This window comes from Methylocaldum gracile, assembly GCF_053646815.1.
Genome location: NZ_CM132196.1, coordinates 3,008,800 through 3,023,425, shown reverse-complemented (window position 1 = coordinate 3,023,425; position 14,626 = coordinate 3,008,800). Strand labels below are relative to the sequence as shown.

At 52.3% G+C, this 14,626-nt stretch carries 12 protein-coding genes; all 12 read right to left on the bottom strand.

Features of this window, described 5'->3' with window-relative positions; translation table 11 throughout:
- A complete protein-coding gene (locus ACWJJK_RS13245) occupies positions 1–1,734 on the bottom strand; it encodes an arsenate reductase/protein-tyrosine-phosphatase family protein (protein WP_156881036.1) in 1,734 nt (577 codons plus the stop codon).
- Between the two features lie 7 nt (positions 1,735–1,741).
- Positions 1,742–2,596 (bottom strand): sulfotransferase domain-containing protein, encoded by an 855-nt coding sequence (locus tag ACWJJK_RS13240; protein ID WP_156881035.1) that lies wholly within the window; start codon positions 2,594–2,596, stop codon positions 1,742–1,744.
- A gap of 5 nt (positions 2,597–2,601) precedes the next feature.
- Complete coding sequence (locus tag ACWJJK_RS13235) at positions 2,602–3,537, bottom strand: glycosyltransferase family 2 protein (protein ID WP_086135600.1); 936 nt, start codon at positions 3,535–3,537, stop codon at positions 2,602–2,604.
- Between the two features lie 440 nt (positions 3,538–3,977).
- Positions 3,978–5,423, bottom strand: coding sequence for a lipopolysaccharide biosynthesis protein (locus ACWJJK_RS13230; protein WP_086135599.1), 1,446 nt, complete (start codon positions 5,421–5,423; stop codon positions 3,978–3,980).
- 170 nt (positions 5,424–5,593) lie between these two features.
- Positions 5,594–6,841 (bottom strand): acyltransferase family protein, encoded by a 1,248-nt coding sequence (locus ACWJJK_RS13225; RefSeq protein WP_156881034.1) that lies wholly within the window; start codon positions 6,839–6,841, stop codon positions 5,594–5,596.
- Entirely contained in the window at positions 6,825–7,703 is an 879-nt protein-coding gene (locus ACWJJK_RS13220; RefSeq protein WP_133717328.1) for a hydrolase 1, exosortase A system-associated, read from the bottom strand. Before ACWJJK_RS13220 ends, ACWJJK_RS13225 begins: the two co-directional genes overlap by 17 nt.
- Positions 7,704–7,717: 14 nt before the next feature.
- On the bottom strand, positions 7,718–8,557 hold the full coding sequence (locus ACWJJK_RS13215) for a hydrolase 2, exosortase A system-associated (protein ID WP_077730103.1): 840 nt from the start codon (positions 8,555–8,557) through the stop codon (positions 7,718–7,720).
- Positions 8,554–8,799 (bottom strand): acyl carrier protein, encoded by a 246-nt coding sequence (locus tag ACWJJK_RS13210; protein ID WP_077730104.1) that lies wholly within the window; start codon positions 8,797–8,799, stop codon positions 8,554–8,556. Before ACWJJK_RS13210 ends, ACWJJK_RS13215 begins: the two co-directional genes overlap by 4 nt.
- A gap of 430 nt (positions 8,800–9,229) precedes the next feature.
- Positions 9,230–10,567 (bottom strand): putative O-glycosylation ligase, exosortase A system-associated, encoded by a 1,338-nt coding sequence (locus ACWJJK_RS13205; protein ID WP_077730106.1) that lies wholly within the window; start codon positions 10,565–10,567, stop codon positions 9,230–9,232.
- Positions 10,568–10,660: 93 nt separating this feature from the next.
- Positions 10,661–11,896, bottom strand: coding sequence for a pyridoxal-dependent decarboxylase, exosortase A system-associated (locus tag ACWJJK_RS13200; protein ID WP_156881032.1), 1,236 nt, complete (start codon positions 11,894–11,896; stop codon positions 10,661–10,663).
- A complete protein-coding gene (locus tag ACWJJK_RS13195) occupies positions 11,889–13,487 on the bottom strand; it encodes an acyl-CoA ligase (AMP-forming), exosortase A system-associated (protein ID WP_086135595.1) in 1,599 nt (532 codons plus the stop codon). Before ACWJJK_RS13195 ends, ACWJJK_RS13200 begins: the two co-directional genes overlap by 8 nt.
- Positions 13,488–14,038: 551 nt before the next feature.
- On the bottom strand, positions 14,039–14,455 hold the full coding sequence (locus ACWJJK_RS13190) for a hypothetical protein (RefSeq protein ID WP_156881031.1): 417 nt from the start codon (positions 14,453–14,455) through the stop codon (positions 14,039–14,041).
- Between the last annotated feature and the right edge of the window lie 171 nt (positions 14,456–14,626).

Below are 14,626 nucleotides of genomic sequence, written 5' to 3'. Positions count from 1 at the left end.
TTATTTTGACCGATGAATTCTGCTCAATTCGTTGATCGCGTGTTGTATTCGATTGAAGCAGTTTTCATACTCGGACATCGCCTGATTGTAAGGATCGGTGATATCGATATCGGAAAATTGCTGTTTAGTTAGGCTACCCAGTAAAAAAGTCCTGTCTTTCGCTTCCGGATATTCGGATACCAAGCGCCGATATTGTTGCCCTTCCATAACGAAAATAATATCGGCGCTGTCCACCGTTAGCTTGTCGAGGCGCTTGGAACGACAGCCCGTCATATCGAACCCATGGGATCGGGCCACTTTAATCATATTCGGGTCGGCGGGACGGTTATCTTCCGGATGAAAACCCGCTGAATCGAAGCGGATCTTCGACGGATTGACGCCATTTTCCGCGAGCGCTTGCGCCAAAGCGCTTCGGTTGATATTTCCATAGCACACGAATAAAACGGTTTTAGCCTGCCCCAATTTTCGTGTTAATGCGGTGCGCATACCGGTGGAGCCGTGTCTCTTGAGAAGATATTTATCACCGACTATGCCCCGGATCCGCTGAAGGTAGCCATTAAGAAGCTCGACGAAATCCATTAGGCCCGGTAGCGGATCGCGCCATTGCTGCACATCGAAAAAATGGCGGGTAGGATGCAATATAAATAAGGCATCTAAAAGCAGTTGCCGAGCGCTCGGATAAGCCACCAGCTTCGGATCGCCGCTGCGGCGCAGCACTTGCTCGTACCAATACACGTCCGCCGATAATTTGCGGCAGTAAACATGCTCGCGGTAATTCGAATCCGTGGGCAACTGATTCAGAACCAGCAGATCAAACAGTTTTACCGGGAAGTCGGCGCCGGCCGCACATGCCAAAGGCAAAGATCCCCAAAAACGCCCATTGATTTCCATCAACCAGTATTCGCCGGTCGCGGGGTTCCATTTGAATTCGACCATCGCCACGCCGTGCCAGTCCAGCGCCTTGATCAATCTCCGCGAGGCGGCAAGCAGGACCGGGTTGACGGCGACGCTCTTGCGATAGCAGCTGCCGCCGCCGGTTAAAGGCAACTCATGCAAACGTTCGTGTTGAAACGCATAAACGATTTCGCCGTGGTTCGCCAACAGCTCGATACCGGCGCCGACGCCTCGCGCATATTGCTGGAGCAAGAACGGACCATGGTCCAACATCGACTGCGCTAATTTGAAAAGTTCTCCGTCGTCGTGCGCATAAGCGACGTTCAAGGGCCGACGGTCATCTCCGCCGGATATCGAGTGGGCCGGCTTCAGTACGACCGGATATTCCAGTTCGCCGACGAACTCCGATAACTCCTCGGCCCGCGCAATCGGGTAGCTGAAGGGTGTCGGCACGTCACACTGTCGTGCAAGCGCCATGGTTTCGGCTTTGTCCAGCACCTTGTTCAGACTGTTCCTCGGAGCGATCGCCAATAGATCGGCAAACGGCGCCATTTTTGGCGAGCGCGCCAAAGGAACAAGCGTTCGTTCGGTGACCGGGATGACCAGGGAATACGAGACCTTGCTCAGGTGCTCGGCAAGATAATCGACGAAAGCAGCGCCCTGAGTCAGCGGATCGGGATATTGCCAATGCTTATTGGCGTATCGGGAATATCGGGCTATGGGCGCGGAGTGAGGGCTTGCAATATCACAAACGATCCCTCGCCGCCCCAGTGAACGAACGATAGGCAAACAAGAAACGAAATCGGCATCCAGAACGAGCACGCGATAAGGATCTTTCATAAAGGCGTTAAGCGATCAAACCCCGGGCCAGTAAGAATTCACGAAAGCGCTGATGCCGTTCCGCGGCTTCGCTGGCCGGCAAGGGCTCGGCAATTTTTTGATCGGGGCGGGTGTTCGATTTCGTGCTGATCCTCGCCGCGACCCGATCGGGATCGAAGTCAACACCGATGTCTCTTAGGAGCGTGCAGGTTTTTTCGTGGTCGTTAAAATCTTCCGTCCGAAAATGCAAGAACGTCACCTGGGGCAGCTTTTGTTTCCACGAGGCGATGCGCGCCTCTATTTCGTACCAGTACCAAAGGCCCTTATAAAACGGATGCCTGAACTCCTCGTCGGCATCGAGAATATCCGCGATGGCCAGTAAATTGTCCGCTGTCCTGTAATCGAGCCACCATTTATTGCCTTCGACCGTTCCCGGAAAATCCTGCAAAGCGTAAATGGAATTCGCCACTTTCACCGGATCGCGCACCAGGTGAATAATCAAAGCCCTCTCGCCGAAGTCCTGTGTCGCATATTCGATATAGGTCTTAACGAACATGTGGTTGGATTCGAAATAAAATTCGTATCCCGAGGCGGCGCGCCAAAGATTGATCGACTTGATTCGCCAGTAAATATTTCTGACGTAATCCTCATTACCTAGGGATTTTGCGGTAAGTACGTCGTCGAACATCGCGGGATACGGTTCGTGTTCCGCTTTGCAGCCGGGGATGGCGTTGAAAATGTCGCCCAAGGTCATCGTTCCGCTGCGGCCGGTGGTGGCGACAAAAACCATTTTTTTTAAATTTCGGCAGCGGAATCGATAATAACGACGAACCTGATCGGAAACGGCCGGGTGATATTTGATGTTCTGAAGTAATGTGATCATAAAACTCAAAAAGCGCGGCGCAGGAGGGATCGGATAAACCGCAGTTTGTTCTTTGTGGTTAATCGGGCGAAGCCGAGTCTGCCGACGATTTCTCTTAAAGCCTTTTCGTCCTCTGCGTAATACGCCGCCAGAAAAGCGTTTTGCAGCATGACTCGTATGGCGTCATCGACTGCATCGTGATGCTGATCGGGCGCAACTTTCAACTTAATGTGATCTTCTCTGATCCGGCAAGCGCCGAGATAGCTTTTTAGAATCGCGGCCGATCTATTGCCTGTATGCCGGCGCTGTTTTGCAGTTGCGGTGAGATCGCAAAGTACATAGCCGTGTAACGCCGCTTTCAGCGCCACATCGGCATCTTGGGCTACCATATGGGAATAACGGGGATCGATTCCACCGATCTTGTCGTATAAATCGCGGGTCATCACAGTAGTGACGGGTGAACCGGGGTTAAACACCAAAAAAGAGCGATAGGCGTCGTTTCCCATGACAATGCAATTATCGGCGTCTGGAGTGCCAAAACGTTGCCACCAATTTTCGGGTGCGTCGGAAAAATAAGTGCGATCGGGCAGAGCGGATGGCCCGAACGGAATTAAATCGGAAAAACTGAAATCGACCTCCGGATGCTTGTCAAGTAAAGAAACTCGGCGTTGCAGGTGCTCCGGAAGCCAAATATCGTCGCTATCGCAAAATGCCAGCCAGGGGCAAGTAGTCGCTTCGGCAGCTGTTTTTCGGGCGATGCCGGGCCCGGAATTTTCTATGCGGATCGATTTGATACGCTTGCCGTAACTCGCTAACACCTCGGGCGTATGATCCGTCGATCCGTCGTCCACCACGACGACCTCGGCAGGTGGATAGGTCTGATTCAAGACCGAATCTAGAGTTTCCTTGAGATAATCGGCGCGGTTGTAAACGGGGATGGCGACGGAAATTTCGGGTCTCATCGGCGTCTATATTTCAATGGTTTATCCAGTTTAGAGAATAACTTTTCGACAACATCTTAGAGGTATAAGATTGGCTCCGGCTGCTTACAATGTTGTCGTCGCAATCGTTATATTCGTCTCGCTTCTTCTAGCAACGATAGCCGATATTTGTCTGTTTAATGAAGTATTATCTGCTTCGACTATAAAGATAATATGAATGATTATTATAAAATTTATAAAATTAGGTGAAGCAGCCCACCTCTCAATGGGGGAAGATGTTCTTCAAATTTGAGTTTTTGCTGAAGTGCATCATAAGCCTTAATTTGTCCAAATATATTGTTAAGCTACAGAGTTTTATTTTCTATTTGGTCCTTTACCGCATATGTCATCAAACGGGTTTGTCGTACCTTATAAAAGGTATAAAGCATCAAAATAACTGGGCTGTTAACAGCAAATGAAAATCATGTGGTTGCCTTTCTTAAAAAGAGCAAACTGACTATTTCTTTTCTGACCGGATGTTTTGTCAAAAACATGGATGTTAACCAGGATAGAGTGAATGTTGTTCCCGCCAATGCTAGCAGGAGAAACGAGTTGTCTATGTCAGTGGCGAGGCTTTGCTTCATGTAAAGCGGGGCAGTTAGAGAAATAATCGTAATGAGGCATCCAGGTATTGTGGATTGAAAGAGGAATCGCCAAAACTTTAGCTCTATGAGAGGAGAGAGTATAAAGAGGTAAATAATAAAGCTGATAACGTAGATTGCAACCTGCGCCAGGGCGAGGGCACTCAAAGAAATAGATGCAGCTGGAATTATGGCGAGAACTCTTAAGCTTTGAATTAAAATTTCGGCTTTCAAAACCAATCCCGGTTTATTGAGCGCATATAATGTATTAGGGGCAAAGGACCACATGGAAAAAATTACGCCTCCTAACGCCAGAATTCTTATGATTTCCGCAGATGCCAACCACTGGTCGCCGAACATTAATAATATGATTTCGTCGGCATAAAGGGCGAGGAATCCGTAAAAGGGAAAAGCTATAGACGTAACATAGACAGTGGCATTGAGAAAAGCCGGGCCAAGGGGTTTGTTCTCGCGATTTTGCTGAGCAATCACCGGGTAATAGACATTCCGTATAGAACCCATGAACTGCTGTGAGAACATACTGACTATGGTCTGCGCTTTGCTGTAGATCGCGACGTTGGAAAAGCCGAGAGATTTTCCTATCACTAACTCAGCAACGTTGTAGCCAACTTGCCCGAGAACGTTGGTTAGGCTCGATTTTCCACTGAACGAAAATACATGCTTACTTCCCTTTAAGCTCGGTAAGACAAACGAGTCTTTGGGTCTAAGGGCTGTCGCCGTCAGCGCGGTGGTCAAGATATTGACCAAGGAGCCCCAGACCAGGCTCATGAAGCCATGGCCCTGATAGGCCAAATAGATGCTCGTTCCGGCGGAAGCGATGGTGCTGATGAGGCCTATATACATCAGCAGATGAAACTTCATCTCGCGTTTGAACAGGGCCAGTACCGGCGAGCTGAAGGGGATGATGACGAAATTGAGGCTCATCCAGGCCATGATTTGCACCAATGCCGGTTCACGGTAGAAATCGGCGATGACATGCCTAGAAAGGTACAGGCCAAGGGCGATGCTCCATGCGGCCAGCATGGTGATGCCGAACGCGGCTTTAAGACGGTCTTTGGTAAGATTTTTTTCCTGGATGATGTAGCTGCCCACGCCGAAATCCCGGAGCATGTGGGCGATCGCGAGAACGGCCGCGCCGACGGAGAAAACACCGATTTCATTCGGCGTGAGCAGGCGGGCGAGGATCATGCTGGAGCCGAGCTGAATGGCGACTTGCAGATAAGTGTCGGCCAGGGAATAGACAAGCGATTTTTTTACGGTGGTCACAGGTCAACTTTCGTGTAGCAAACAACCCGAGGGTAATTAAGTCTCATCGTCTCGCAGCCTTGGTGTTCGGCATTTAACCCGCGGTCTCGAATCGCCCTTGTCATCTTGATGCGTTCCTGCCGGAAGAAGAAGGGCATTTCGATACTCGCCGGTAGAAAGCTCGAACCGCGCTAATCGGTTCCGCCCCGGAATTTATCGTTCGACAACTCGCCGCTTGTCATGAAATCCGGTTCTCCATCGGCTCGAAATTGCTGTAGATCGGCCTGCATCGCGCACTTGGCCGGGCGCGCCGCGAGTTCCTGACGCAAATCTTGACCGCTCGGCGAGATGCTCTCCCGCCGGGGCAGCGGATACCCCGATGCACGTGAGTCGGAATGTCGTTTTTTGATTTTCGCTCTTAGCAATTGAATCGGTTTGTCGATCAACGCGATCAAGCCCAATGAAATGACAAACAGCAGGATGATCGAAGCCGATACGCTGATCAGTCCATTTAAGGAGAACTCATGCAGCGGTTTCGAAAAGAGAAAATAGGAGGCGACCAGGCCGACTTGCCAATGCAACAAATAAAATGGGTATGAAAGATCACCGAGTAGCTTGTCGACAAACTTGTTCACGACTCCCAAAGTTCTGCCGTTGATGATGTTCAGATAGAGAAGAAAACAGACCAACAAATTGATATAAAAAGCGATGTCGCCGATAGAGGCGCTATCGCCGTTCAGCTTAGTGAGAGCAACTGAAAACGCGGCATTGATCAGGAGTATCGATAAATAAAAGTCGGACGACGGAGAATAGGTTTTGAAAAAGTTCGTTATGGCGCCGTGCTTCGATAGAAAATAAAGAGCGGCTCCGATCGAGAATGGCAAGGACGCTGCGGGAATCGGGAAATAACGGTCGGCATCCGGCCAATTCATCTGATATGAAACGGCAAAATAAGCGACGGATACCAGAAACCAGACGAGTGTTCTTGCCGCGGTTTTGGCGATCCCCATGCAAATGGTCGCGTAAAAAAACAACTCGACCGTTATCGCCCAGGTCGGAGGAACCAGGCGAGGATTGACGTCCACAGGGTACCAACCCGGAAATATCATCAAAAGATTAAATATATAGTCCGTAAGTTCGGCAGGGCGGTAAATGGAATGATGATAAGTTTTTGTCAGCTCCTCTCCGAGCCAAGCGATCAGGAAGATGGAAAAAAGACAGGAAAACCAATATTGAGGATAAAGCCGCAAAAATCGATTCAAGGCGAAAGAGAGTCGGCCACGCAACGAAAAGCCATAGCTCTCGTGCATGACCAGATTCATCAGATATCCGCTCATCATGTAGAACCCGAATACCGCGAAGGGTCCTATCAGAACAGGCAGAAACAGATGATGGAAAACCACCATCAATGCCAGAACGAATCTAACTGATCCGAACATCGCCGTTCAGCCATCGGAGCGCATTATCGATAAGTTTTTCTCGGTCGATGGCGCGTGAGAACGTATGATCGGCGTCGGGCTCGTCGATTCGGGTTAGATCGAGATTATTCAATATGGCCTGCCAACGCTCGGAAAGGTTTACGAGTTCGTCGAATTCCTTGCCTATCAGGCTGTACCCGCTCATAAACAGCAAAACCTTGCCGTTAAAACGCGCCAATCCTTCACGCATTTTTTCCTGATAGGTTTCCAGATCGTCGAAATCCCGGTCTTTGGTCCGGTTCGAATTCTGCTCGGCTTGCATCGACGTTCGCCATAGATCCAGGAGCGAACTCAAAGCGGTCAGCGGATTGAATCGGAATGTAGCCAATTTGAGCCAAAAGCTCTTTTGCATGATCCGCATGAGATAGTAGTGTTTGATGTAGGTTCGGGCCTGTGTGGCTTCGTTGCGCACCCAGGGATTCTGCATGATGAGCCGCTTAACGCGGCTGTCTTGCCAGGCGTACATCATTACCGCCGAGGCGGCATTACACTCAGCCCATAAGACTATGTCATCTATGTTCGGGACTTGCTGCTGCAGCTGATCGATTGCGCTGCGTATATCATCGTCTATATGCTCAAAGCCTTTAAATTCGCCGCCGCTGTCACCAAAGCCGCGATAATCGAATCGCAATACGGGATAGCCGTCCTCCGCTAATCGCCGACTCCAAAGAATAAGTTGCCGGGCACAGCCGACCCGGTATTGGGGGCCGCCGGCTACCACTACGACGACCGCCGTATTTTTGCTGTTTGACGGTTTGTGCAAAATGCCGATTTGCGGCGAGCCGTGACAATTAATGATTAAAGGGATTTCTTCGGGACTCATAGGCCTACAATCGGTCAGTTGCGAAACAATTCGGTGGTTTTGTCGATTAACTCTGGAGTTAGCTCACGTTCGTGCAACTGCCAGAAGAAAGGGCCGGAATAGGTATGGGGCCGAACGCGTATGCCCTTTTCGAGCCAAGCAGCGATGGCTTTTTCGCTGGCGGGCGACAGTGTTTGCCCGTCTTCGACAACCGCCTCGAACCAATCGATTTGTAGAGCGGGGTTTAGCATGTCGTAATTCGACAGCTTTTTCTCATCTATGGCGCTGACCAATTGCGGCGTTAGTTCATAACCAGCAACTTCCAGATTGTGACCTTGCCGTAAATGCTCTCGCATTTGTTTAGTGGTCTCTTTCGGCTCGCCTCTATCCATCAGCATGGCCAAACGGATACGAAAAAATTGCGTTAATAGGACCGAGCCATCCAACACCGGTTGCCAGAGGAGCAATCGGATGAATCTGTCCGGCTGTTGGCACGCCAATTCCGTGGCGAGCAATGCACCCAGGCGAAGTCCCCACAAGCCGATATTGCTATATCCCTGATCCGCCAGCCAGGAGTAGGCGGTATCGGCGTCATCTTTCCACTGCTGCCAATCGGTCTGCGAAAAATCGCCTTGGCTATCGCCGGTGCCGTAATAGTCGATCAGCAGGCTGCCGACGCCTAGAGCAGCGAGCTTTCTGGCTTGCAGCGCTACCATGACGCGGCAGCGATTCAACTCTTCGGCGAATGAGGGTAAAAAAAGCAATACCGGCGCTTGTTTGTTTCGGGGCGGCGCAAACAGGCAAAAAATGTTTCCTCGAGTGCCGGATAAGTAAAAGGGTTGCAAGCTAATATCTAGAGCTTGATGAGCATTCATAGCTTGCTCTCGACAAACGACATCAATGAACCTAACGTAGCAAAGACATCGGCACTGATTTCGTCGTCATCGATTGTGCAGCCCACGCTTTCTTCTATAGCGGTAATAATATTAACGACACCCATCGAATCCAGTTCCGGTAAATCGCCTAACAATGCAGTTTCGGGCGTAAAACGATTAACGGAATCACCCAATTGCAAATGTTGTTTCAGTATGTCTTTTACCAGTTTTTCAACGTTCACGTATTTGTACTCACCAGGTTAATTGTTTTGAAATTATTCCATTCGGCATTCAAGCGAACATGAATCGTAGGGTAGGTTAGCCCCTCGGCTCCGCTCGCGACAGGCTCCGCGTAACCCGCCGATTGAAGGTTGCTCGGTGGGTTACGGCGCACGCGAAGCACAGTGATCGGCGGTCGATCAGTGCTGATGTACGCCTAACCCACCATCGATGGGTTTCGCTTCGCTCCACCCATCCTACAAAATGAATGCCGGATTGAAAGCGATTTGGAATAAGCTTTTTCTCATCGCACTGCGGGATGTCCGGAAATATCCTCGACGGTCCAGTCGGCTGGCACAAAAATATCTGCTGTCGTTCGTTTTCACCAGACTGCCTATGTTGCCGCCGGTGAATGACGGTTCGAGGCGTCCGTAACATCCAAAGGTTTCGTACTTAGCCCGGCCTGATCGGTTTACGCACGAATGAGCCGCTTCTGCCGGGTGTCGAGACGGTCGATTCGGATATAGTCGCTTGGGAATTTTCGGTCATGTCGGTATTCGTGGCGTATCTCCGCACCACATAGCCGGACATCACGACGATAGAGATCAAGGCATAATACAGATCGAAGTATGCCATTCCCAGAAATGCTCCCGAGACTGCGTATCCAACCAAACTCACCTGAATCATGCGCATTAAATCGGCAAGCGGCTTTAACTCGGGGTAATGGTTGGCTTCCTTGGCAATACGGGCCGCGCTCCGCCAGGTAAAGAGAGCGAGGGTGAGATAAATAGCTAAACCGATAAAACCGTGTTCCCCGAGTATTTCGAAATAAATACTGTGGGCATCATGGTAATCGTCCGGATTGGGAGCATAAATCTTGAACAGATAAGGATCGAATGTTTCGAAGCCCCCGCCCAATAACCGGCTCATGGCCAAATTTATCGCAAATCCCCAGGCATTGATGCGCCCCATGGCGGATCCATCCTGGTCGTAGCTTTTGATGGTCCCCATGCGCTCATGCCAGGAATCGGGCATGAACATATAGAGGGTCAAGCCGCCGAAGATCGCCAGTATGGAGTAAGCGAAACGGTTTTTCCCTTTCATGACGAGAAAGGTTCCCATGGCGACGAGACCCAGCAACGCGCCGCGGGACTGAGTTCCGAGTACTGCCACAACGCACAATATCATGGCCGCCAAGCAGCCATTCTTGAGCCAGATCGGCTTGCTGTGCATTTGCAAATATCGGATCAAAGGGATGGTCATGATCAAGGCCAGACCGATCTCGTTGTTGCCGCCGATAACGGTTCCGTCAGGCCCCCAGACATGATAGCTTCCTGCGGTCAAAATCGTGAATATGCCTCCTTTCACGCCATAAAAACCCAGCGATGCCGCAATCGTTGCAACCAGCAGATAGATCCGGCGCTGGTCCTTTATGACCATCATCGTCAGGAAGGTAATAAGCTGAATTTTCCATATTTTGTTCCACTGTTCCCAGGCTCCTTCCGGATTCAAGGCGAAAATCGTGGTGATCAGCATCCAGAGGATGAAGATGGCGAGCATTGTCGTTTCCCGAGTCCACGGTATTTTTTTATCCTCTTTGCTGATCAATAGTGACAACAGCAACGATAGAGCAATTATCAAAGAAAATGGCATGCTTCTCGCGAAGCCCCAACAGGCGCGATGGGCATTCATGTAAGCGAGCCACGACCACATCAGAATGCCGATGGCCGGTGATCGGAAGATGAAAGGAACACTTCCGAAAACGATCAGAGTGACTATCAAATCACGCATGGAATACTCATATCGACAGGTTTGCGGGGCCGGGGCTATACCATCGTCCGATCCGTTTTTCGGTGAAAGCCACGAGCTTATTCCGGAGCCTGTTTAGGCCAACACTTCAGCGGCATCAGGATGATTCAGAAACAAATTCGGACTCGCCGTATATCCGTAGGCGCCGGATTGATAAACGGCCACCAAATCGCCGATATCGGCCCGTGCCAGATCCATTCGATCAGCGAGAATGTCGAGGGGGGTGCAGAGCGGGCCGACCACGCTGGCCTCTTCGCGCCCCTTGCCTTGGACTTTGTTTCCGATCACCACCGGATAATTCTTCCGAATGACTTGACCGAAGTTTCCGGACGCGGCGAGGTGATGGTGCAGCCCGCCATCGGTCACCAGGAAAACTTGGCCGCGGGACATTTTTCGATCAACCACTCGGCAAACGTACAAACCGGCTTCGCCGACGATATAACGGCCCAGTTCGATGACGACCGTAGCATTCGGAAGATGCGGCCGAATTTCCTCGAGACGTTCCGTCAGTTGCTCGCCGATCGGACGGATATCGAGAGGCTGCTCGCCCGGGAAATACGGAATGCCGAAGCCGCCGCCGATGTTCAAAAGTCGAATCGGCGAAGGGCAGTGATCCGCCAAACGCAGGGCAAGCTCGATACTTTTCTGCTGGGCTTCGATAATGGCTTCCGCCCGCAAATTCTGGGAGCCGCTGAAAATATGGAAGCCCTGGAAATCCAGTTGGTATTTGCCTACACGCCGCAACAGTTCGGGCACCAGTTCCTCGTCCACGCCGAACTGCTTGGGTCCTCCGCCCATTTTCATGCCCGAGGATTTGAGCTCGAACGCCGGGTTGATGCGAATCGCGACTCTTGCCGGATGACCCAGGCGCTCCGACTGTCGGGCGATGACATCCAGTTCGTGAGCGGATTCGACGTTGATCAAGATTCCGGCCGCGATCGCACAGGACAGTTCTTCGGCGCGCTTGCCGGGACCGGCCATGCTGATGTGCTCGGGAGGCATGGGGGTGTCGAGCGCGACTTTCATTTCGCCTGCGGAAGCCACGTCGAGGCCATCCACTAATCCCGCCAGGTGCTGGACGACCGCCGGCATAGGGTTGGCCTTGATCGCATAGTGCAAGTGGATTTCCTTGGGGAGGTGCCTACGGAGGTGTTCGATGCGCTCCGTGATGAGCCGTCGGTCGTAGACGTAAAACGGCGTTCGTCCGACGCGCTCGGCCAGCCGGGTCAATTTCATGCCGCCGACGATCAGACAATCATCTTCGATCGGAAACTGAGTCAGAGCGGCGTGACGGGGAGATTCCTTATTCATGGGCACCCTCTTCGTAGAGGCGGGCGAATTGCGCCGCGAGTTGTTTTCGATCGATTTTGCCGTTCGGATTCCGCGGCAAGCTGTGCAGAAGCTGAATCGACGCCGGTACCATGAAGTTCGGCAACCGCTGGCGACAAACCTCGATCAAGTTATCGGTCGGCGTTTCGGCCTGGCTGGTGGAGATGACCGCAACGATCGCTTGGCCCAAGATCGGGTGGGGCACGCCGACGACGGCGGCTTCCGAGACCAGCCCGGTCGAATAAATGACCTCCTCGACTTCGGTCGGGCTGACCCGGTAGCCCGAGGTCTTGATCATATCGTCCTTGCGCCCGACGAAATAAAGATAGCCTTCCTCGTCCATGGTCACGGTATCGCCGGACCACACGGCAATTTCCGGTATCGGTAATTCATGAGGGCGCCCCGGCGCGGGTCGGAAACGTTCGGCGGTTTTTTCGGGGTCGTTCCAATAGCCCAAAGCGACGAGAGATCCCCTGTGAACCAACTCTCCGGGCTCGTGGGGCGCGCAGGGCGTGCCGTCCTCGCGTACGACGACGATTTCGGCGTTCGGAATGGCCTTTCCCATCGAGTCCGGCCGGAGATCGATCTGGTCGGGCGGAAGGTAAGTGGACCGGAACGCTTCGGTCAGACCGTACATCAGAAAGAATCTGGCGCTAGGCGCGTTATCCCGGATGCGCTCCAACGTCGCCTTCGGCATTTTTCCGCCGGAGTTGGTCATGTAGCGCAGATGTTCGTCGATGCTTGCCGGCCATTGGAGTTGAGCCAACTGCGCCCACAGCGGCGGAACGGCCGCGAGTCCGGTAATGCGATAACGCGTCAGGGCATTGACGACATCCTTGGGCAAGAGGTAATCCATCAACACACAGCAGGCGCCTTTGAGCAATGCCGTCGTCAGTTGGTTCAGCCCGTAATCGAAGCTGAAGGGCAGAACGGCGAGGATGCGGTCCTCGGGGACGATCTCCAAATACTGAGCGACGCTCTTGGCGCCGGTAACGATATTCCGATGGGAAAGCACGACCCCTTTGGGTTTGCCGGTACTGCCGGAGGTATACAAGATGGCGGCCATATCCGTATCGATGATGACCGGGTTGGCCGGCTTTGCGGCGGATGGTGCCAGTCGTGACAAATCCGCCCAGCTTAAGACCCGAACCCCGGCGATCGCGGGCAGTTCTTCGGTCGAATCGGTGACGATGACCGTGTGCAGATCGGTGCACGCTGCGAGTACGCCCATCAAGCCGTTGAGGCGGCTTTGAGACGTGATCAGAACCCTGACATTGCAGTCCTGAAGAATGTAGGCGACCTGCTCGGCCTTAAGCACGGGATTAACGGGTACGAATACTCCGGCGGCCTGCGAGACGGCCAAATAGCTGACAACCGTTTCGACTTGCTTGGGCAGATAGACCGCGACGCGCTGCTGGCGCAAAAGGCCGACTGCCGATAATGCGTGAGCCTGCTTCGATACCGAGACGGATAGCTCACTGAACGTGAGGCTCGCCTCCTTGTGGCGGATTGCAGGGTTGGAAGGTGTTATCTCTGCGGTTCTTGCCAATAAATCATGAACTAATACAGGCATGGCTTATTTTTCGTGATTAGTTGATTTTGCAGGCATAATGCCGTCGGTAGGGCGTGGAAAATATCCGGAGCCGGTTGTAGAAATGGCTCCGCATAATTATTGATCATCATTTCGGTATCGGTAAGTTTGCTACGAATCGTGAACGCGCGTAATCCCGTTGCTCTGGTGCAGAAAACAAGTCAGGTGGACGTCGATCAGGCAAAAATCGCGTAGTTTTCGCGTTAAGCACGTCACCCCGGCAGGGAATGCCGGGGTCCAGAAGCCATGGATGGCAGAGACCTATCACTTCCTTGTGTACTGGATTCCGGCAATCCCTGCCGGAATGACGGCTTAACTTAACGGCATTGCCCGAAGTATTCCGGGACATGAATGCGCATGTCCGCTTTTTCTGCCTAAAAGTAAGCGCGGCATGAATCGGAGCCGAGGACGGGTACGGCGAATCCAATCAGCGCACTCCGTCGGCGTTATTTGTACAGGAAGGCTTCCAGCCGCGCACGGCGGGCTCGGGTCGCCCGCCACCTCTTTGTCAATCGCTATCCGAGAGGACCGTGCTACGGACAAGAAGGGGAGCTTACAACAGTGCCCACGATTTCTTCGCCCGAGCTTGCGTTGCAGAAACTGTAACTGTTGCCGCCGTTGCCATAAACACGATAGTCATAGGTACCGCCGCTGCCATAGTCGTAGCGGACAACAGCGTTTGCTCCAGTGCCCGAGATACTCCAAGTGCCGACTGTTTCGGACGGGTCCACCGGATCGGAAGGGCCATTCTTGTAATCCACGAGCGTACCGCTACCTGTACCCTGGTGCTGCTCCTGCCATCTCTCGGCGCCTCGGGTCGCGCAGACCGTCATGCCTGATAATGTGGTTGAAAGCTGGGTTTGGTTGAGATTAGGGCCGGTACACGCTGCCATCGCCTCGCCGGCGATGCTGACGAACACGATCACGCCCCGAATGACGATTGATTTCATGGTTTTATCCCCTGGTGAATTGACGCGCAAGCGGTCGTAACTATAGCGGATGAGCCCGGCAAGCTCTATCGATATCTGTAGGAGTCTCCGAAAAAACTCTGCTCTTTCGCCGGGGACCGCTAGCGCACTTTCTGCTTCGCTCAGGACAGGCTTATTCCAAATCGCTTTCAA